Genomic DNA, 18,271 nt, shown 5'->3' with positions numbered 1-18,271 from the left:
GGGTCCGCCGCATGAAATGGACCCTGCCCAATATCCTGACCCTGGTGCGCCTGCTGGCGGCTCCCGGTCTCGCCGTTATGTTTCTCTACTTTTCCCGTCCGCTGGCGGATTGGTTTGCCCTGATCCTGTTTGTGGGGGCGGCCGTCACCGATTGGTTTGATGGCTACCTGGCCCGTGCCTGGAAACAGGAAACCAAGATGGGGGCAATGCTGGACCCCATCGCCGACAAGGCCATGGTGGTGATCGCATTGATGATCCTGGTGGGCTATGCTGACGAACACTGGACCCCCTGGCTGGTGCTGCCGGCGACCGTGATTCTGTTCCGCGAGGTTTTTGTGTCCGGCCTGCGAGAATTCCTGGGCGATACGGCGGGGACGCTGAAGGTCACCCAGCTGGCCAAGTGGAAAACAACGGCGCAGATGGTGGCGATTGCCACGCTGTTTTCGCAGGGGGTTTTTGAACATTATCTGGCGATGTCCTCCCTTGGGATGGATCAGGCCTTGATCGAACAGATCCTGAATGGTCAGGTCGAGGATGTGCACGGGTTGCGCTGGAAGCTGGAAGGCATGTTCTGGACCGGGCGGATCGGGCTGTGGCTCTTGTGGATTGCGGCGGCTTTGACCCTGATCACCGGTGCGGATTACATGCGCAAGGCGCTGCCACATCTGAAGGAGAGCCGCTGATGGATATCGTTTATTTTGCCTGGGTGCGCGAGCGCATCGGCCTGGCTCGTGAAGAGGTAGAAACCAGCGCCGCAACAGTTGCCGATCTGGTGACAGAGCTGAGCGGGCGCGAAGAGCGCTACGCCGCTGCCTTTGCCGATCTGTCGGCGCTGCGGGTGGCGCTGGATCAAGAGCTGTCCGATTTTGACGCGCCGCTTGTCGGCGTGCGCGAAGTGGCCTTCTTTCCGCCGATGACGGGGGGCTGATCGGATGCAGGTGCGGGTGCAGGAGGCTGGGTTTGATCCGGGCGCGCAGAGCAATGACTTTGCCGCAGGCTGTTCTGGTGCCGGGGCCATTGTGACCTTTACCGGGGTGGTCCGCGATATCGAGGGTGGAGGTCTGGTCGCGATGGAGATCGAGCACTATCCGGGGATGACGCAAACGGCATTGGAAAAGATCGCTGCCGAGGCCGAGGCCCGCTGGTCCCTGGCAGATGTGCTGGTCATCCACCGCTATGGACGCCTGAAGCCTGGCGCGCAGATCATGATGGTGGCCACCGCAGCCCGTCACCGTAGGGATGCCTTCGAGGCGGCGGAATATATGATGGACTACCTGAAATCGCGTGCGCCGTTCTGGAAAAAGGAAATCCTGCAGGATGGGGCATCTGAATGGGTCGCGGCCAAGGCTGATGACGAAGATGCCCTGACGCGCTGGTAAGCAGCGGGTGGGGATCAGGCGACCGACAAACCAGACGCCTGGAGCGTGACGCGTTCATTTGCAGCCCCAAGGCTGGCTCTGCCCATTTGATTTTGCATATTTGAGATGCGCAAAACCGCTGCTCGGATTGGTGTGACATCTTCTGGTGGCCTGTCCACTGGCGGCGGCGAACGGGTCACGCTGGTCGGTCACGCAGGCTGGTCGGTCATATTGGCCGGTCATACTGGTAAACCACCGGGGGTGCGGTGCCGAAAGGCTTTCAAGACGGTATATTTCAAGACGGTATATGTTGTGCCGCGCATGGCATGCCATGCGCGGAGCAGCCAAGGCAGCGGGGGCTCCCGCCTGTTGCGCCATATTCATAGAATATGGCTGCTCAGTTGGGCCCGGCTCTGCGCGGGGCGCAGAGCAGTCGCGTAGGGTGGCAGCTGGTGTCTGCCCGTTTGCGGGACTGTGTATCCGGTTGGCCAGAAAAGGGGCTGGCGGTTTGGCGCTGCCCGCTGCCCAGGTCAATCCCGGTGCAACTGGCCGCGCATTTCCTCGGCCTCACGGCGGGCATCGCGCAGACCGTCCATGGCAGCGCGCAGTTCCGCTTCGGTTTGGGTTAGCTGGTTGGTCAGCTCTGCCTCGCGCTGTTGCAGATAGGTGATCGCCTGATCGCGGGTTTCCTCGGCCTCGTGCAGCTCTTGGCTCATCCGGTCCAGATCGGCGACGTCGCTTTGACGCACGCGGGTAAAGCGGTGGACCAGCCAGTTTGCAAACCAGCCCAGGGCAAAGGCGGCAAACAGGATGATTGCGGTGGTGAGGATGAACTCTGCTCTGTTCATTGTCCTGAGGTCTCCTGTTCGGTGTTGCTGGGGGGGCTGCTATCCTGATCGGCGGCGGTGTCTTGGGTGTCGCCGGTGTCCGCCTGGTCATCTGTGGCAGCGGCCCCTTCGAGGGTGGTTTCCCCCTCGGCGTTGGTTTCCGGCAGGATCAGGCGGAATTCGATGCGGCGGTTGGCCTCGCGGCCCTCTTCGGTGTCGTTCGTGGCAATGGGCTGGCTTTCACCATAGCCGCTGGCAACAAAGGCAGAGGTGCGAATGCGCCGGGCACGCAATTCGTTGAGGATTGACTGCGCCCGCGCTTGGCTTAGCGTCTGGTTCATCTCCTCACGGCCCTGACTGTCAGTATGGCCTTGAATTTCCAGCCGTACCGGACCGCAGCGTTCCAGAATGGTAGAGATATGATCCAGCACGAGGCTGCTGCCGGCCGCGACGGTGGCAGAGCCGGGTTCAAAGCCGATCTTGCCAGAACTGGCCTGCGCCCCCGCCAACTGTGCGGCGCAGAGTTCGGCTGGCAGCGGCTGGTCCTCGGGGATTGGTGGCTCTTCATAGGTTAGGGCCAGCTCGTAGCTTTCGGCCTCTCCCAGCTTTTCCGCTAGAAACCCCGAGACCACGGCAAGGGTATCTTCCTGGTGGCTCATACCGCGCAGTTGCAGGTTGTCAGGGGTGACAGTGACTGCGCCGCGCTCCAGATGTGACAGGGCCTCTAGCCCGGCGAGAACCCGCACTGGCCAGTCGCTGGGCAGATCCGCGACCACGCGGGTGGCGGTATGTACCGCATCAGAGCCAAAGCGCGCCTGCGCATAGCTGCTGGCGATGTCGCGCGACATCTCATCATTGATACGCCCGCGCAGCTGCACCTGCCCCTCGGGGCTGAGGGTGGCGGTGAATTCCGGCGGTCCGGCGCTGGCATCGCTGCTGGGCGTTGGCAGCACCGCGTGTAGGGCAAAGACTTCGGGAAGGGCGTTTTCCAGCTCTCCGACCACTTTGTCGAACAGGGCAGGTGGGGTGGCTTCGGCGGCGACCAGGGTAATATCGGCATTGGCGATTGTGACGGTGCCCTGGCCCAGGGCCGCCAGGCTGGCGATACTAAGCGCGCTGGCGCGCGACCAGTTGGGTGAGGGCACCCCCATGCCGATGACACAGTCCGCCCGCCCCTCTAACCCGGCGGCGCGGGCCGCACTCAGGATATAGGCGCGGCTCTCGGCGCTTTCGGCAGAGCAGGCGTCAAAGTGGGCGCCGCCCTCGTCGATCAAGAAGCGCAGGGTAAAGGGCGTGATGACCGGCCGGGCGGCGGTGATGTCCAGTACCAGATGCAGCTCTGGTGGGGCCAGCCGGGTCAACTGGTCCTGCAGCATGCCTTTGGCGGCGGCAGATTCCGCCATGGTGGTGATCTTGATGCGTTCGGCATCAACCGAAATCTTTGCCCGCGGTAGCATCTCCAGCGCGGCGATGGCATAGCGCAGCGCAGCCTCCCAGCCCTTGGGGACCGGGTATTCGGCGGTTTCCAGCAGATCGGCAACCTGGCCTGCTTCGCTCAGCCCGTCCAGCTGTTTCACCAGATCGGTGCGAGAGGAAGAGGTCGGGATCAGGCCGATTATGGATATGCCACTGTGATTGCGCAGAATTTCCGCTGAAAAGCGTGGTGGCGCGATCCCCTTTGAGGGGGTGACGGACATCTCGTCGATCACCCGTGAGGCATCGACAATGCCCCCCGCCAGCGACAGCGCCGCAAAGCGTGTGGCCTCGTCCGGGGCGGTGCCCTGCAGGAGAACCCGCAAGCCGTCAGAGGTGACCTCGGCCCAGCCCATATCACCGTCATCCAGGGCGCGGCGCAGGCTGGTTTCGCTGTTTTGTTCTACCGCAGTTACGGCAAAACTGGCGGCAACAAGGCTGATACCAGCTGCTGCGGCAAAGGTCAGGGTCGGGATCAAAAGCGATGACAGGCGCATAAATTGGCTATTCCCCGGAAAAACTGCTCCTTGTTTATATCCCCAAGCCCGGCGGTTCAATCAGGTGAACATGGCAAGGATAAAGAATATAAGCGGAATCAAGCCGGTATCGCGGTTGAGCCGAAACATCTGCAACAGGCGCTGGTTGTTCGAGGCGTCAAAAACCCGTAATTGCCAGGTCATATGCCAGCCCATGGCCCATGGCCCAACCAGGGCCAACCCCAGGGTCCAGTAGTGCTGCTCCAGATCGAGGGCAAGAATGATCGCCAGCGCCATCAGGCTGACGGTGCCGACAATAAAGCGGCGCAGCCAGGCTGGGGTGTCGTCGCCAAACAGCCGGGCGGTGGATTTCACCCCGATCAGCGCGTCATCCTCGGTGTCCTGATGGGCATAGATCGTGTCGTAAAACAGGGTCCAGCTGATCCCGGCGAGATACAGAAACACCGCAGGCCAGTGCAGCGCGCCGGTATGGGCCGTCCAGGCCAAAAGCGCGCCCCAGTTGAAGGCCAGCCCCAGGAATACCTGCGGCCACCAGGTAAAGCGTTTGGCAAAGGGATAGATCGCCACCGGCAGCAGTGCCAGAATCCCCATCGAGATCGCCATCTGATTGAAGGTCAGCAAAATGCAAAAGGACAGCAACGCCTGCGTCACCATCCAGAAGACCGCGCCGCGCACCGTCACCTGTCCCGATGGGATCGGGCGTGAGCGGGTGCGTTCTACCGCGCCGTCGATATTGCGATCAGTGATGTCATTCCAGGTGCAGCCCGCGCCGCGCATCAGCCAGGCCCCAAGGGCGCAGGCCAGGGCGATCCAGGCGTCTTCCCAGCGCGGCGCGCCATCCCAGAGGATCGCCAGCGTCAGCCCCCACCAGCAGGGGATCAGCAGAAGCCAGGTACCAATGGGTCTGTCCGCCCGGCTTAGCCGCAGGTAGGGGCGGCTCCAGGTTGGTGCAAATTGATCAACCCAGTTGTCTTTGACCGCATCTGCGACCTGCCCATCTGGTTTTGGCGCGTCACCTTGCATATGTAGGCCTCATGAGTGCAAAAATCAGACTGTATGTAGAGCACCCCTTGGGGGCAGGGCAATCCATTCCTCTGGAGAAGGAACAGGCGCATTACCTCTTTGGGGTGATGCGGCTGCGTCCGGGCGGGGCTGTGGCGCTGTTCAACGGCCGTGATGGCGAATGGCAGGCCGAGGTGGCAGAGGCGGGGAAACGTACCGGCGTGCTGATCTGTCTTGAACAAAGCAAACCATTGCAGATGCCGCCGGATCTGTGGCTGATCTTTGCCCCGATCAAAAAGGCACGCACCGATTTCATCGTGGAAAAGGCTGCCGAGATGGGGGCCGCGCGCATCCTGCCGGTGGGAACTGATTTCACCAATTCGGAACGGATCCGTCAGGACCGGCTACAGGCCCACGCGGTTGAGGCTGCCGAGCAATGCGGCGGCACCTATGTGCCAGAGGTCGGCGAGTTGCAGAAACTGTCGCGCCTGTTGGATGACTGGCCCGCTGATCGCCAGCTGATGTTCTGCGACGAGGCGGAGGTGGGCAATGCGCTGCAGCTGGCCGCGCAGGATCACAAAGACGCGCCCTGGGCGATTGTGATTGGCCCCGAGGGCGGATTTTCTGACAAGGAACGCAGCCGCCTGCACGCGATGGAACAGGCGCATGTTGTCAGCCTGGGCCCGCGCATCCTGCGCGCGGATACCGCCGCCGTGGCGGCCATGACCCTGTGGCAGCAAACGCTTGGAGATTGGCAATAAACTGAAGACAGGCGGCCTGGCGCTTCGCCAGATCAGCGCCGTACCAACATGAGCTTGCAAAAGATGCCCCTGATGGGAGAAAGCAGATGAGTTTCATTCGGCCCGAGGCCCGCGAAGCGTTGTGGCGCTGGCGTGAATTGATCGTGGCGGCGCTGATGCTGCTGGTGGGGCTGAAATGGGCCTTTACCTCCTATGGGGTGACGGCGGCCACGGGCTGGGCCTTGGTGACGGTGGGCCTGGTGATTGCCGTGATTGGCGCGCAGCGGCTGCGCTTTCGTCTTGGGGCTGGTGGCCCCGGTGTGGTGCGGGTGGACGAGGGTCAGATCGCCTATTTTGGCCCGCTCACCGGGGGCGCTGTTGCCACCTCTGAACTGCAGCGGTTGCGGCTGGATCATACGGCCAAACCGCCGCATTGGGTGCTGGAACAAGACGGGCAGGGGCCTTTGGAAATTCCGGTCAATGCCGAAGGAAACGAGGCCCTGTTTGACGTTTTTGCCGCGCTTCCGGGCCTGCGCACCGAACGGATGCTCAGCGAGCTGCGCCGCAGCGGTTCTCACCAGGTCGTGATCTGGGAGCGCAGCCCATCGCGTCCTGCGCACCAAAGGCTGCATTGACACCGGCATTGATTCCGCTCACCACTGATTTCCCAAGATAACCCTACAGGACGGAGTGCCCGGCATGTCCATTCCCCAGTCCGGCGGCGGACCCATCGAGCGCCACGAACAATTGGCCGAATACCTGGCCAGCGGCTGCAAACCCCGCGATGCCTGGCGCATCGGGACCGAGCATGAAAAGTTCGGCTATTGCAAGGATACGCTCAAACCGCTGCCCTTTGAGGGCGAGCGCTCTATCGTGGCGGTGCTGCAGGGGCTGCGCGACAGCTATGGCTGGTCCGAGGTCACCGAAGGCGGCAATCTGATCGGGTTGGAAAAAGACGGGGCCAATGTCAGCCTGGAACCCGGCGGCGCGCTGGAACTGTCTGGTGCCCCACTGGAAACCATCCACGAGACCTGCGACGAGGTGAACACCCACCTGCGCGAGGTCAAAGACATTTCCGACAAGATCGGCGTTGGCTTTATCGGTCTGGGTGCCGCCCCGATCTGGACCCACGATGAAATGCCGCTGATGCCCAAGGGGCGCTATCGGCTGATGAATGATTACATGGCCAAGGTCGGCACCATGGGGCGCGACATGATGCGCCGTACCACCACGGTGCAGGTCAATATCGACTTTGGCTCCGAGGCAGACATGGTGCAGAAACTGCGCGTTGCCCTGGCGCTGCAGCCGGTGGCCACCGCACTGTTTGCCAATTCGCCCTTCTTTGAGGGTAAGCCCAATGGCCACAAATCCTGGCGCAGCAAGATCTGGCGGCATCTGGACGACAGCCGCACCGGCATGTTGCCCTTTGTCTTTGACGAAGGTTTTGGCTTTGAATCCTATGTGCAATATGCGCTGGATGTGCCGATGTATTTTGTCTACCGCGACGGCGAATACATCAATGCGCTTGGCATGTCTTTCCGCGATTTCCTGCAGGGGAAACTGCCGGCCCTGCCTGGTGTAATCCCCACCCTGTCGGATTGGGCGGACCATTTGACCACCGCCTTTCCCGAGGCGCGGATCAAGAAATACATGGAGATGCGCGGTGCCGACGGCGGCCCCTGGCGGCGTCTTTGTGCGCTGCCGGCCTTCTGGGTGGGCTTGACCTATGACCAGAACGCGCTGGATGCGGCCTGGGATCTGGTCAAGGACTGGGACGCCGAGACCCGCGAAGGGCTGCGGGTTGCGGCGTCCCGCGATGCGCTGCAAGCCGAGGTGAACGGCATCAAGATGCATGACCTGGCCCGCGAAGTGGTAGCGATTTCCGATTCTGGCCTGAAAAACCGCGCCCGTCCGGGGGCTGGTGGCTTGGTGCCCGATGAGACCCATTTCCTCAACGCGCTGAAAGACAGCCTGGACAGTGGCAAAGTGCCGGCGGATGAGTTGCTGGAGCGCTATCACGGTGACTGGGGCGGCGATCTGACCCGGATCTACGCCGACTACAGCTACTAAAGGCAAAGAGATAAAAAGGGGGCGCCGCTGAGACGCCCCTTTTTCTTGCTCGTGGTGTTCATGCGGCGCCGGAAACCGCATCGCCTGTGGGCGCGTTGGGTGGGCGGTGCGGTGACAGGCTGTCACGAATAACGGCCCGCAGGGTGGCGATGGCATGGCCAAAGCCCAGCCCCAGGCAGAGCGCCGCCAGCCCCAGGCTGGGCAGCAGGCCGATGGCCCCCATGTCCAGTAGGGCGCTTGCCGCGCCAATCAGAGCGACGCCGCCAAGTCCGATCATCCCATAGCCGGTGGCAATCGTGACCGACGCAGCCCTGGCGGCGCGACCGGAGGCGGGGCAATCCCCCAGCAGTTTGCCAATCTTCAGGATCATGAGCACCATGGCGGTGACCATGAGCAGGCTGAGGCCGATATAAAGGCTGATGTGGAAAAGCATGATGTGATCCTTCCAAAGTCAGATGGTTTGTTTGTAAAAATCGCGTTCGAAGTGGCCATATATAAAGCCACTGGCCAGGCCCCAAAGGGGCGCAAAGATACTGCCAAGAAAGAGAAACAGACTGGGGCCATCGTGGCTGCCGCCAGTCAAAACAGCGACCATAATGATCGGCAGAAATAGGACCAAATTGGCCACAAAGGCCAGCCCGGCCCAGGCTGCTGGCGTCACCGTGTTCCGAGACATGTAAAACAGCATCACCGGGATACCCAGGGCCAGATAGAGCGGGCCACCAAACACCACGGCAAAAGACGGGACAAGCAGCAGCGGCGCGCCGAGAACGCCAACAAGAATTGGGCCGCCAGCCATGGCAAGGGCAAATGCTGTCGGATCAACCAGATGCCGTGTTGAGATGGCCTTCCAAAAGGGCAGGCTTGGGATTACATTCATTTCTGTCATTTGAGAAATCCCTGTGTAAGTTTTTTCCTGATGTAGGTGTGTGTTGCTGTAAAAGGGTTTAGTCCTTGGGTTTGCCACCAGGCAGGAAGCGCACCAGCTTGGCGCCCAGCTTCAGCACTGCCAGATGCACGGATCGGGGCAGGCGGGCAAAATCGACATACCAGTCGTCAAACATCTGCATCACCCGCAGGGTCTCGCCCATGCGGGCCTTGACCACGGCGGGGGTCTTATCGGTTTCGGCCTCTTGCATCACCGCATCCAGGGCGCGCAGGGTCGGGGCAAATTCACGTTCACGCCGGGCGGCAATCACCGCATCAACCAGATCAAACATGTCGCGGATCGAGGTAAAGTGATCCCGCCGGTCGCCCAATTGCCGCGAGGCTTTGACCAGCCCCTGGGATTGCAGTTCTTTCAACCCGTTAGAGACGTTTGACCGCGCCAGGTTCAGCGTCTCGCAAATGTCATCCGCCGTCATGGCATCGGGGGAGATATGCAGCAGCGCATGGATCTGCGCCACCGAGCGGTTGACCCCCCATTTGGAGCCCATCTCCCCCCAGTGGAGGATAAAGTTCTGCATAGCGGGGGTGAGGTTCATTTCGAATATCCTGTAATTTCTGTAATGACAGAAATTCATGAAAATTAGTCAGTGTCAAGATAATTTCCTTGTCAGGACACAGCAGAGGCGCGACAAATGTGGCCTTTGAAACTGGGAGGATAAAATGCGCGATACATTTATTGGACTATTTGAAAAACTGGTTGGGGTCTTTGTTATCCTGCTCTGTATCGGTGTCCTGGTCGGCAGCGCCGCTGCCTTTCTGGCCCCTGCGCCAAACGGCGGCCTGTTGCCAGCCCTGGGCATCCTGGTGATGGGGTCCATCTACGCCATTTTCATGGGGGGGATGATGTATCTCTTTCTGGGAGTATATCACAACACCAAGCGCACGGCTGAGGCTATTGAAGAGCTAGCGAAGCGGTAGGCTAATACCCATAGTAACAACCGGCGAAACCTGCTGGCTCCGCCGGTTGTTGAATTCACAGCAGCTCAGGAAGAAGCTGAGACTGGCTTACTGCTGCAGCGCTGCGGGCTCTACATCCGCGATGTTTTCCCAATGGCCATCAGCATCTTCAACAAAGCCTGGGATATTGCCTTCCCAACGGGTCTGAATGTCCTTGGACAGGTTCAGATACAGCGTGTTGTCGACGATTTTCCAATATGTTGGGTCGCCATCGAACTTGAACCCCATGGCGGTGCCAAAGGCGCAGTATCCGCCATAGGCGGGCAGATAGGCTTCGGGGTTGGCCTCAAACTGGGCTTTGTGCTCTTCCGAGGCAAAGCGGTATGTTGCGTCGTCAAATACAGTTGTGATTTTATAGCTTCCCTTTGTTGGGGCACCGTCGGTGAAATAGGCTACGGGGTCATAGCCCTGCAGCGCAAGCCCGGTCGAAGAGGCGTTGATCTCGACGCCAGCGGCCAGGGCAGAAGTGGCCATTGCAACCGAAAGCGCCACGCCGCCCAGCAGAGTTTTGAATGTGTTCATGGGTCTTTTCCTTTCCATATCGTGCCGGGGCTGTCATCCTGCCCGGGACCGATGTTTCATCACTATCCGTGCTGACCAGTCCGCTGTGGGCTTTGCAGTCTGGCTGTCACCACCCCGATGTGGCGCAGGCCCTGTTCACGTTCAATCAAACTGTTTTTGATTGCGCGCTTGCCCAAAGGGGATGTGCAGTAATGCACACAATTGCCAATCACGATGTGATGAGGTGCAAAATTGTGCGGTCGCTGGCGCAAGGGAAGTTGCTGAAAATATTACTTATTACAGTATGACAGGACGATATTTTGCGTGACCGATACCGTAGTAAGGGCGGCGCGGGAAGGATCCCAATTCCCGGCAGTAGGGCGGGCAAAACCAATGCTTGCAGACGAAGACTTATCCAAACAGGAGAACGAAGCATGGCACATCTATCTACCCGACGCAGTGTTATGGGCGGCCTGTCCGTGCTCTTGACGCTCTCTCTGCTGTCTTGGCCCGATTTGGCGCGCGCCCAAAGCGTTACAGGCAGCTACCGCGCCGAGGGGCGCAATCCCGATGGCAGCGCCTACAGCGGCAGGGTGCAGATAAGCGGCACTGCCGAGGCGCTGGTTGTGGAATGGCAGGTGGCCAATCAGCGCTATACGGGCAAGGGCAGTCGCAACGGTGATGTGATCTGGATCGATTGGGGGCAGAAATACCCGGTGGTTTATCTGCGCATGCCCAGTGGCGAGTTGCACGGTACCTGGGCCAATGGCCGTGGTCTGGAGCGGCTTATCCCGTGACGTCCACAGGCCAGTGACCCCCGCGCCTGCCGGGGCCGATGCGCGTCGGTTTTCTGCGAGCGGCCTCTGACCGTTTCAGGGGGCGGGCCGCAGGGGGCAGTCACTTTTGACCAATGCGGGGTTCCATGCCTGTGCGCAGCCGGGTGATATTGGCGCTATGGCGCCAAAAGACGATCACCGCCAGCAGGACTGCCAGTGCCATGCTGGATTGATAGTGCAACAGGTAGGCCCAGATCGGGGCAGCCAGTGCGGCGACCAAGGCACTGAGCGATGAAATCCGGCTGACCGCCGCTGCCGCAACCCAGCTCAGGCAGCAGGCAATGCCCACCGGCCAGGCCAGGGCAAGCATCAACCCGAGAAAAGTTGCGACTCCTTTGCCACCCTTGAATTTTAGCCAGACTGGGAAACAATGTCCGACAAAGGCCATCAGCCCGGCCAGCTGCGCCGCATCCTCGCCGGCCAAAGCACGGGCCAATAGCACTGCCGCCGCGCCCTTGCCGCCATCCAGGAACAATGTCGCCGCCGCGGCGGCTTTGCTGCCGGTGCGCAGCACATTGGTGGTGCCGATATTGCCCGAACCGATCTCGCGCAGATTGCCCAGCCCCATGGCGCGCGTCAGCACCAGCCCAAAGGGGATCGACCCCAAGAGATAGCCAATCACGGCCCAGAGCATCAGGATGGCGGCGGCACTTTCAATCAGGGGCATCAGTCTCTCCGGTATACCGGCGCACCGGTGACATAGGTTGCCAGCACCCTGCCCTGCATGCGCTGGCCATCATAGGGGGTATTTTGCGATTTTGACTTCAACTGGAACCGATCCATCACAAAGGGCATGTCCGGATCAAACAGCACCAGATCGGCCGGAGCCCCGGCCGCCAGCCGCCCAGAGGCCAGGCCAAGCCGTTTGGCCGGGTTCAGGGCAAGGGCCCGGAACAGGGTGGGCAGGTCCAAAAGATCCGCATGATAGAGCCGCATCGCAGCCGGAAGCAATGTCTCCAGCGCCACGGCCCCTGCCGCCGCCTCTTCAAAGGGCAGGCGTTTGCTTTCTTCATCCTGCGGCGTGTGCATCGAGGAGATCGTGTCAATCAGCCCGCTGCGCACCGCCTCGGCCACCGCCAGCCGGTCGTCCTCGCTGCGCAGGGGCGGCTTTACCTTGAAAAAGGTGCGATAGTCCGCCACGTCCAGCTCGTTCAGGGTCAGATGGTGGATCGAGGTGCCTGCGGTGATGTCCAGCCCGTTTGCCTTGGCCCGTTCCAGCGCGGGCAGGGCGCGGGCGGTGGTGATCTGGTCGGCATGGTATTTGGCCCCGGTCATTTCCAGCAGCGCAATGTCACGATCAAGCCCCATACGTTCTGCCATCGGCGACACCGCAGGCAGCCCGCGCAGCGCCGCGAACTTGCCCGAGGTGGCCGCAGCCCCGGCGCTGAGCAGCGGTTCCTGCGGATGGGCAATCACCAGCGCCCCGCAAGAGCGCGCATAGGTCAGCGCGCGCGAAAACACCTTGGTGTTGCTCACCACATGGTCGCAATCGGAAAAGGCCACCGCGCCGGCATCCATCAGAAAACCGATTTCGGTCATCTCGCGCCCGTCGCGCCCCTTGGTCAGCGCCGCCATGGGCAGCACATGCACCGGGGCATCCGCCTGGGCGCGGCGGGTGACAAACTCCAGCGTTTCCGGGCTGTCGATGGCGGGGGCGGTATCGGGGCGGGTGACGATGGTGGTGACCCCGCCAGCCGCCGCCGCGAGGCCCGCGGTCTTGTAGCTTTCCTTGTGGCGCTCGCCCGGTTCGCAGACCTTGACGCCGATATCAACAATGCCGGGCGCAAGGCATTTGCCATCACAGTCGATGATTTCGATACTGTTGGTGTCAATGTTTCGCGCACGAAACAGTTGCCCGGGCTCCGTGCCCGCAGGCAGGACTTCGGTAATGGTACCGTCCTGAACCAGCAGCGCGCCAAGGCTGTCGGTGCCGGCTTCGGGATCAATCAGGCGGGCGTTGATAAAAAGAAGGGTCATGCAACCGGCCTTTCGATGGCGTGATGTAGGGCAGCGACGGTGGTGCTGGGCGACGATTGATATTTGATCAGGTGCTTGTCGCCGCCCTTGGTGATGACCTGCACATAGGATCCCATGGTCTTGATCGTTTCGATCTGATCCAGCGGCACCCGGCGTTCGGCAGGGCCAGTCAGCACCCTGTTCTCAACCCGCCAGGTAACCGCCAGTTCCTCGCTCATCATATACCAGCCCCGCAGGCCGATGGCGCCAAGCCCGCCGATGGCTCCGGTCCAGACATGGGGATTGCCAACGGCCCAGAGGATCACCATTCCGGCCACCATGGCAATTGCGGCCATCCAGGCATGGGCGGTGACATAGGCGCTGCGGTTGGGGTTGAATTCGATCACATTCATTTCAGAACACCAGAACATAGAGGATCAGCACAATCAGGCCCATCACCACGGCAAAGAAGCTGGCCCCAATGCGCCGGGCCTGATCGCGGGCGGCCCGCGGCGGTGGTTTGGCGGCAGAATAGGGCTTGCTGCTGTCGGGCGGGGGCATCGGCGGGGCGCTCCATTGGGTTTCCGGTTCGCCATAGCAGGCCACAAGGCGGATTTGATCTGCCGGGGTCAGCCGGGTGGCCGTGCCGCCAAAAGCCCGCGAGCGCAGCAGCAGCACATAGCCGGACAGCGCCCGCAGCGCCGCCAGATCCGGCGCGACCTCGGCCTGCGGCACGCCGCAGCCCTGGGTCAGATATCCGGGCAGGCCAAGCTCTTCGAGATCAGAGACCGGGAAGATTTCCACATGCGTCAGGTCAATTTCGGCAATCCCCAGCACCTGCGCCAGCGCACCGGGTTCGCGCAGAAACCGGGCCTGTTCGGGGGGCATCTGCAGGTCGAAGACCCGGATCACGCCGCGCTCGGAGGCGGGGATATGCAGCGCAGTCTGCATGGCGTCAGTCGGCGGTGGCGCTGCGCTCGGCGCGCAGGTTCTGGGCCAAAAGATCCATTGCGGCCATGCGGACGGCAACGCCCATTTCCACCTGTTCCTGAATGACCGAGCGGTTGATGTCATCCGCCAGGGTGCCGTCAATTTCAACACCGCGGTTCATCGGGCCGGGATGCATGACAATGGCATCGGGTTTGGCATGCGACAGTTTTTCGGCGTCCAGCCCGTAGCGGTGGAAATATTCGCGTTCTGATGGGATGAACCCGCCGTCCATCCGCTCTTTTTGCAGGCGCAGCATCATTACCACATCGACGTCTTTCAGACCTTCGCGCATGTCGTCGTAGATTTCAGCGCCAAATTCAGCGAACTGGCCAGGCACCAGGGTTGGCGGGCCAATCAGGCGGATGCGGTTTTCCATCTTGCCCAGCAGGATCAGGTTAGAGCGCGCCACACGGCTATGGGCGACATCGCCGCAGATGGCGATATTGAGCCGGTGCAGGCGGCCCTTGGCGCGCCGTATCGTCAGGGCATCCAGCAGCGCCTGGGTTGGGTGCTCGTGGCGTCCGTCGCCGGCGTTCAGCACCGCGCAGTTGACCTTTTGCGCCAGCAGGTCCACCGCGCCGGAATGGGGATGGCGCACCACCAGCAGATCGGGGTGCATGGCGTTCAGCGTCATCGCGGTATCAATCAGGGTCTCGCCCTTTTTGATCGACGAGGCCTGCATCGCCATATTCATCACATCCGCGCCCAGACGTTTGCCGGCAATCTCAAAGCTCGCCTGGGTGCGGGTGGAGTTTTCAAAGAACATGTTGATCTGGGTGAGACCCGCCAAGGCGTCCGAGTGTTTCTCGGGGCGGCGGTTCAGATCGACATAGCTGTCGGCGAGATCCAGAATTGCGGTGATCTCATGCGGTTTGAGCGGCTCGATCCCCAAAAGATGGCGGTGGCCAAAACCGGTAGGAGAGAGGGGGGGAGAGGTGGGGGAAGACATCTGGGCAGGCTCCGCTCTGTTTGTCGCACCTTATAGGCAGCAAGGCCTTTTGGGGCAAGGTCGATAGGCGGGTTTGATTGTGGCTACCCCCGGCCAAATCACCGCAGGTCCGGCTGCGTCACTGCGGCTGCACCTGCCTGCATTAGGGGTGTTCCGCTCACCCGCTTGGCGGGGTAGCTTGGGCCATGGAATCGGCAATAGATTATTGGAGCGCAAAAGCGCTATTGGAGTGGCAGGTGGAGCTTGGCGCCACCGAGGCGCTGTGCGAGACGCCCGTCAACCGCTATGAGCTGGCCGCCCCGGCCGCCAAGGCCCCAAACACCGGCCGTGCAGGTGAGACACAAAAGCCCGGCAGCCCGCCGCCGCTGCCGCCTAAGCCCAAACCGGTAGACCCGGTTGCGGTGGCGCGGAGCTGCGCCCGGGCCGCGCCGGACCTGGCGGCGCTGCGGGTGGCGCTGGCGGATTTCCCTCACTGCGATTTGAAGCGCGGCGCCCGCAATCTGGTCTTTGCCGATGGCCAGCCCGGCGCGCGGGTGATGATCATTGCCGAGGCCCCCGATCGCGAAGAAGACCGCGCCGGCCGCCCCTTTGCGGGTCCGGCGGGCGATTTGCTGGACCGGATGCTGGCCGCCATCGATCTGGGGCGCGACAAGACGGTCTATCTGGCCAATGTGCTGCCCTGGCGGCCACCGCAGGGGCGGGATCCCTCTGGTGATGAGGTTGCGATGATGGTGCCGTTTCTGCAGCGTCATGTCGAATTGGCGCAGCCGGAGATTCTGCTGCTGATGGGCAATACCAGCTGTCAGGCCGTTCTGGGCAAACGCGGCATCTCGCGGCTGCGGGGGCAGTGGGGGCAGGCCTGGGGCAAGATGGTGCTGCCGATGCAGCACCCAACCGCCCTTCTGGGCCAACCGGCGTTGAAATCCAGCGCCTGGGCAGATCTATTGGAACTGAAGGCGCGTCTGGCCAGTGCTGAACAGGGCTAGCCGCTGCGTACCGCATGACGCGTGTCGCAACACACAAGAGGGCCAAGATGTCACGTATCGACGAAACCCTGGACTTTATTCCGGTCCGCATAGCCATCCTGACCGTCTCGGACAGTCGCAGCCTGGCCGAGGACCGTTCTGGTCAGGTGCTGGTGGATCGTCTGCAGGCGGCGGGGCATCTGTTGGCGGATCGCAAGATCCTGGCCGATGAACGCAGCGAAATCGCCGCCCAGCTGCGCGCCTGGATCGCCGATCCCGGTGTCGATGTGGTAATCTCTACCGGTGGCACCGGATTGACCGGTCGCGATGTCACGGTAGAGGCGCACAGGGATGTCTATGAAAAAGAGATCGAGGCCTTCGGCACGGTCTTTACCATTGTGTCTATGAAAAAGATCGGCACCTCTGCGGTGCAGTCGCGTGCGACGGGTGGTGTCGCGGGCGGGACCTATCTGTTTGCGCTGCCGGGCAGCCCCGGTGCCTGCAAGGATGGTTGGGATGAAATTTTGGCGTTTCAGTTGGATTATCGCCACCGGCCCTGCAATTTTGTGGAAATAATGCCCCGTTTGAGCGAAACCCAACGACGGAAGTAGCGCGCTGCTGCGTTTGGTCATAGGCACCTCATGTGGCCAGCGATACGGTAAGCGTCCGATCAGGTAGAATGAAAACGGTAGCCAGAGTGATCTGCCGCCACCAAGGGGAAATAGGCATGCGCTTTTTGCGGCATAGTTTGATGGGGTTGTTTCTGACGGCGGTGACGGCGGCCTTGGTGCTTTATGCCGGGCAGATGGTGGTCTCTGCGGTGCAACAGCGCATGGGCGCCGAGCCGCATACCCCCCCGGCGCGGGAACGGATCTTTGCGGTGAATCTGGTGACGGCAGACCTGCAAGAGGTCACCCCCGAGCTGACCGCTTTTGGCCGCATCGACAGCCGCCGCCGCCTGGAACTGCGTAGCGCCCAGGGCGGGCGGGTCATCCAACTGTCAGAACGCTTTGTCGAAGGGGGCCGGGTGCGTGCCGGTGAGGTGCTGATACAGATCGATCCCTCGGATGCGCAGGCGGCATTGGATCAGGCCAAGACCGATATGCTGGATGCGCGCGCCGAGGAACGGGATGCGGGGCGTGACCTGATCCTCGCCAATGATGAGCTGGAAGCCACCCAGGACCAGGCACAGCTGCGTGCGCGCGCCCACCAGCGGCAGCTGGATCTGCAAGACCGCGGTGTCGGCACCACAGCCGCGGTAGAGGCCGCCGAGCTGACCGCAGTTCAGGCCCGTCAGACGGTGATTTCGCGTCGCCAGGCCGTCAGTCAGGCCGAGGCGCGCGTTGATCAGGCTGCCACTCGTGTGGCGCGCGCCCAGATCGCCCTGGAGACGGCCCAACGCGATCTGGCAGACACCACCCTGCGGGCGGGTTTCGACGCTATTTTGCAGGCGGTCACACTGGTCGAGGGGCGGCTGGTCACGGTGAATGAAAAATTGGCAGAGCTGGTAGATGCGGATCTGTTGGAGGTCTCTTTTCGGGTTTCTACCCTGCAATATGCCCGGCTGCTGGACGCAGAAGGTGCGCTGTTGCAGGCCCCGGTGCGCGTCACGCTGGATGCGGCGGGTGCGGGGCTAGAGGCCGTGGGCCAATTGTCACGCGCCAGTGGCGCGGCGGGGGATGGGCAGACCGGGCGTCTGCTCTATGCCAGCCTGGCCAATGCGCCGGGTTTCAAGCCGGGGGATTTTGTCACTGTGAAGGTTAGCGAACCGCCCATCGCGGCGGTGGCGCGGGTGCCCTCTTCGGCGCTGGGGGCAGATGGCACCGTTCTTGTGCTGGGGCCCGATGAGCGACTGGAAGCGCTGCCGGTTGAATTGCTGCGCCGTCAGGGCGACGATGTGTTGATCCAGGGCGCGGGCCTTGCCGGGCGTCAGGTGGTGGTCGGGCGCACGCCGCTCTTGGGGGCCGGCATTCGGGTGCGGCCCCTGCGTCAGGGGGCGGCGCTTGAAACCACCCAGGCGCCCCGTCAGGCGCCGGACATGATCAAGCTGTCTGATGAACGCCGCGCCGCGCTTGTTCTGGCCATTGAAGGCAGCGACCAGCTGCCCGCTGCCGATAAGCAACGGATGCTGGCGGCACTGGCCAAGGAGCAGGTGCCAAGCGCGCTGGTCAACAGGATCGAATCGCGGATGGGGGGCTGATC

23 protein-coding genes are annotated in these 18,271 nt (G+C 61.9%); 11 read left to right on the top strand and 12 right to left on the bottom strand.

Features of this window, described 5'->3' with window-relative positions:
• Positions 1-11: 11 nt before the first annotated feature.
• Genes pgsA through ACN0VH_RS09395 form a run of 3 tightly spaced genes read left to right on the top strand, consistent with a single transcriptional unit; the run spans position 12 to position 1,379 of the window.
• Positions 12-683 carry a CDP-diacylglycerol--glycerol-3-phosphate 3-phosphatidyltransferase gene (pgsA, locus tag ACN0VH_RS09405; RefSeq protein WP_417700460.1) on the top strand — a complete coding sequence of 224 codons (672 nt, stop codon included), beginning with the start codon at positions 12-14 and terminating at the stop codon, positions 681-683.
• On the top strand, positions 683-928 hold the full coding sequence (gene moaD, locus ACN0VH_RS09400) for a molybdopterin converting factor subunit 1 (RefSeq protein WP_278923300.1): 246 nt from the start codon (positions 683-685) through the stop codon (positions 926-928). Before pgsA ends, moaD begins: the two co-directional genes overlap by 1 nt.
• A 4-nt stretch (positions 929-932) precedes the next feature.
• Positions 933-1,379: a molybdenum cofactor biosynthesis protein MoaE gene (locus ACN0VH_RS09395; protein WP_417700459.1), complete on the top strand. Its 447-nt coding sequence runs from the start codon at positions 933-935 to the stop codon at positions 1,377-1,379.
• A gap of 509 nt (positions 1,380-1,888) precedes the next feature.
• On the opposite strand, the gene ACN0VH_RS09390 is transcribed toward ACN0VH_RS09395, so the two are convergent.
• From ACN0VH_RS09390 to ubiA, 3 genes are read right to left on the bottom strand one after another with little or no spacing between them, the layout of a single operon-like run.
• Positions 1,889-2,206 carry a hypothetical protein gene (locus tag ACN0VH_RS09390; protein WP_278923298.1) on the bottom strand — a complete coding sequence of 106 codons (318 nt, stop codon included), beginning with the start codon at positions 2,204-2,206 and terminating at the stop codon, positions 1,889-1,891.
• Positions 2,203-4,155, bottom strand: coding sequence for an OmpA family protein (locus ACN0VH_RS09385; protein ID WP_417700457.1), 1,953 nt, complete (start codon positions 4,153-4,155; stop codon positions 2,203-2,205). The genes ACN0VH_RS09390 and ACN0VH_RS09385 overlap by 4 nt, the downstream gene beginning before the upstream one ends.
• Positions 4,156-4,215: 60 nt before the next feature.
• A complete protein-coding gene (gene ubiA, locus ACN0VH_RS09380) occupies positions 4,216-5,178 on the bottom strand; it encodes a 4-hydroxybenzoate octaprenyltransferase (RefSeq protein WP_278923296.1) in 963 nt (320 codons plus the stop codon).
• A gap of 11 nt (positions 5,179-5,189) precedes the next feature.
• On the opposite strand from ubiA, the gene ACN0VH_RS09375 reads away from it, so the two are divergent.
• From ACN0VH_RS09375 to ACN0VH_RS09365, 3 genes are all read left to right on the top strand, one after another.
• Positions 5,190-5,918, top strand: coding sequence for a 16S rRNA (uracil(1498)-N(3))-methyltransferase (locus ACN0VH_RS09375; protein ID WP_417700456.1), 729 nt, complete (start codon positions 5,190-5,192; stop codon positions 5,916-5,918).
• An 86-nt stretch (positions 5,919-6,004) separates the two neighbouring features.
• Complete coding sequence (locus ACN0VH_RS09370; protein ID WP_278923294.1) at positions 6,005-6,532, top strand: hypothetical protein; 528 nt, start codon at positions 6,005-6,007, stop codon at positions 6,530-6,532.
• A gap of 64 nt (positions 6,533-6,596) precedes the next feature.
• Entirely contained in the window at positions 6,597-7,967 is a 1,371-nt protein-coding gene (locus ACN0VH_RS09365) for a glutamate--cysteine ligase (protein WP_417700455.1), read from the top strand.
• 58 nt (positions 7,968-8,025) lie between these two features.
• Here ACN0VH_RS09365 and ACN0VH_RS09360 read toward each other — a convergent pair whose 3' ends face one another.
• From ACN0VH_RS09360 to ACN0VH_RS09350, 3 genes are read right to left on the bottom strand one after another with little or no spacing between them, the layout of a single operon-like run.
• Positions 8,026-8,400 (bottom strand): hypothetical protein, encoded by a 375-nt coding sequence (locus ACN0VH_RS09360; protein ID WP_417700454.1) that lies wholly within the window; start codon positions 8,398-8,400, stop codon positions 8,026-8,028.
• 18 nt (positions 8,401-8,418) lie between these two features.
• The gene (locus tag ACN0VH_RS09355; RefSeq protein WP_417700452.1) at positions 8,419-8,856 is read right to left on the bottom strand and encodes a hypothetical protein; all 438 of its coding nucleotides are present in this window, start codon (positions 8,854-8,856) and stop codon (positions 8,419-8,421) included.
• 58 nt (positions 8,857-8,914) lie between these two features.
• Positions 8,915-9,451 carry a GbsR/MarR family transcriptional regulator gene (locus ACN0VH_RS09350; protein WP_417700450.1) on the bottom strand — a complete coding sequence of 179 codons (537 nt, stop codon included), beginning with the start codon at positions 9,449-9,451 and terminating at the stop codon, positions 8,915-8,917.
• 124 nt (positions 9,452-9,575) lie between these two features.
• On the opposite strand from ACN0VH_RS09350, the gene ACN0VH_RS09345 reads away from it, so the two are divergent.
• On the top strand, positions 9,576-9,833 hold the full coding sequence (locus ACN0VH_RS09345; RefSeq protein WP_417700448.1) for a hypothetical protein: 258 nt from the start codon (positions 9,576-9,578) through the stop codon (positions 9,831-9,833).
• An 87-nt stretch (positions 9,834-9,920) separates the two neighbouring features.
• Here the strand turns inward: ACN0VH_RS09345 and ACN0VH_RS09340 are convergent, their stop codons facing one another.
• A complete protein-coding gene (locus ACN0VH_RS09340; RefSeq protein ID WP_278923288.1) occupies positions 9,921-10,394 on the bottom strand; it encodes a YHS domain-containing (seleno)protein in 474 nt (157 codons plus the stop codon).
• Between the two features lie 413 nt (positions 10,395-10,807).
• Here ACN0VH_RS09340 and lfb1 point away from each other — a divergent pair, with 413 nt between their 5' ends.
• A complete protein-coding gene (gene lfb1 / locus ACN0VH_RS09335; RefSeq protein ID WP_417700447.1) occupies positions 10,808-11,170 on the top strand; it encodes an LIC10280 family protein in 363 nt (120 codons plus the stop codon).
• 100 nt (positions 11,171-11,270) lie between these two features.
• On the opposite strand, the gene plsY is transcribed toward lfb1, so the two are convergent.
• The 5 genes from plsY to ACN0VH_RS09310 are packed head-to-tail and all read right to left on the bottom strand — an operon-like array spanning position 11,271 to position 15,104.
• The gene (gene plsY / locus ACN0VH_RS09330) at positions 11,271-11,876 is read right to left on the bottom strand and encodes a glycerol-3-phosphate 1-O-acyltransferase PlsY (protein ID WP_417700446.1); all 606 of its coding nucleotides are present in this window, start codon (positions 11,874-11,876) and stop codon (positions 11,271-11,273) included.
• Positions 11,876-13,186, bottom strand: coding sequence for a dihydroorotase (gene pyrC / locus ACN0VH_RS09325; RefSeq protein WP_417700445.1), 1,311 nt, complete (start codon positions 13,184-13,186; stop codon positions 11,876-11,878). The genes plsY and pyrC overlap by 1 nt, the downstream gene beginning before the upstream one ends.
• Positions 13,183-13,578 (bottom strand): hypothetical protein, encoded by a 396-nt coding sequence (locus tag ACN0VH_RS09320; RefSeq protein WP_278923284.1) that lies wholly within the window; start codon positions 13,576-13,578, stop codon positions 13,183-13,185. Before ACN0VH_RS09320 ends, pyrC begins: the two co-directional genes overlap by 4 nt.
• Before the next feature lies 1 nt (position 13,579).
• Complete coding sequence (locus ACN0VH_RS09315) at positions 13,580-14,116, bottom strand: hypothetical protein (protein WP_278923283.1); 537 nt, start codon at positions 14,114-14,116, stop codon at positions 13,580-13,582.
• Positions 14,117-14,120: 4 nt separating this feature from the next.
• Complete coding sequence (locus ACN0VH_RS09310; RefSeq protein WP_278923282.1) at positions 14,121-15,104, bottom strand: aspartate carbamoyltransferase catalytic subunit; 984 nt, start codon at positions 15,102-15,104, stop codon at positions 14,121-14,123.
• Between the two features lie 185 nt (positions 15,105-15,289).
• On the opposite strand from ACN0VH_RS09310, the gene ACN0VH_RS09305 reads away from it, so the two are divergent.
• The 3 genes from ACN0VH_RS09305 (at position 15,290) to ACN0VH_RS09295 (ending at position 18,269) form a co-directional block, all read left to right on the top strand.
• Positions 15,290-16,090, top strand: coding sequence for a uracil-DNA glycosylase (locus ACN0VH_RS09305; RefSeq protein WP_417700444.1), 801 nt, complete (start codon positions 15,290-15,292; stop codon positions 16,088-16,090).
• A 47-nt stretch (positions 16,091-16,137) separates the two neighbouring features.
• Positions 16,138-16,680: a molybdenum cofactor biosynthesis protein B gene (gene moaB, locus ACN0VH_RS09300; RefSeq protein WP_278923280.1), complete on the top strand. Its 543-nt coding sequence runs from the start codon at positions 16,138-16,140 to the stop codon at positions 16,678-16,680.
• 116 nt (positions 16,681-16,796) lie between these two features.
• Positions 16,797-18,269, top strand: coding sequence for an efflux RND transporter periplasmic adaptor subunit (locus ACN0VH_RS09295; RefSeq protein WP_278923279.1), 1,473 nt, complete (start codon positions 16,797-16,799; stop codon positions 18,267-18,269).
• Positions 18,270-18,271: the final 2 nt, after the last annotated feature.

Origin of the sequence: Pseudophaeobacter sp., from assembly GCF_048267565.1 — a bacterium.
Lineage (GTDB): Bacteria > Pseudomonadota > Alphaproteobacteria > Rhodobacterales > Rhodobacteraceae > Pseudophaeobacter > Pseudophaeobacter profundi.
The sequence above is the reverse complement of the archived record's forward strand: the minus strand, read 5'-3'. Positions and strand labels throughout refer to the sequence as shown.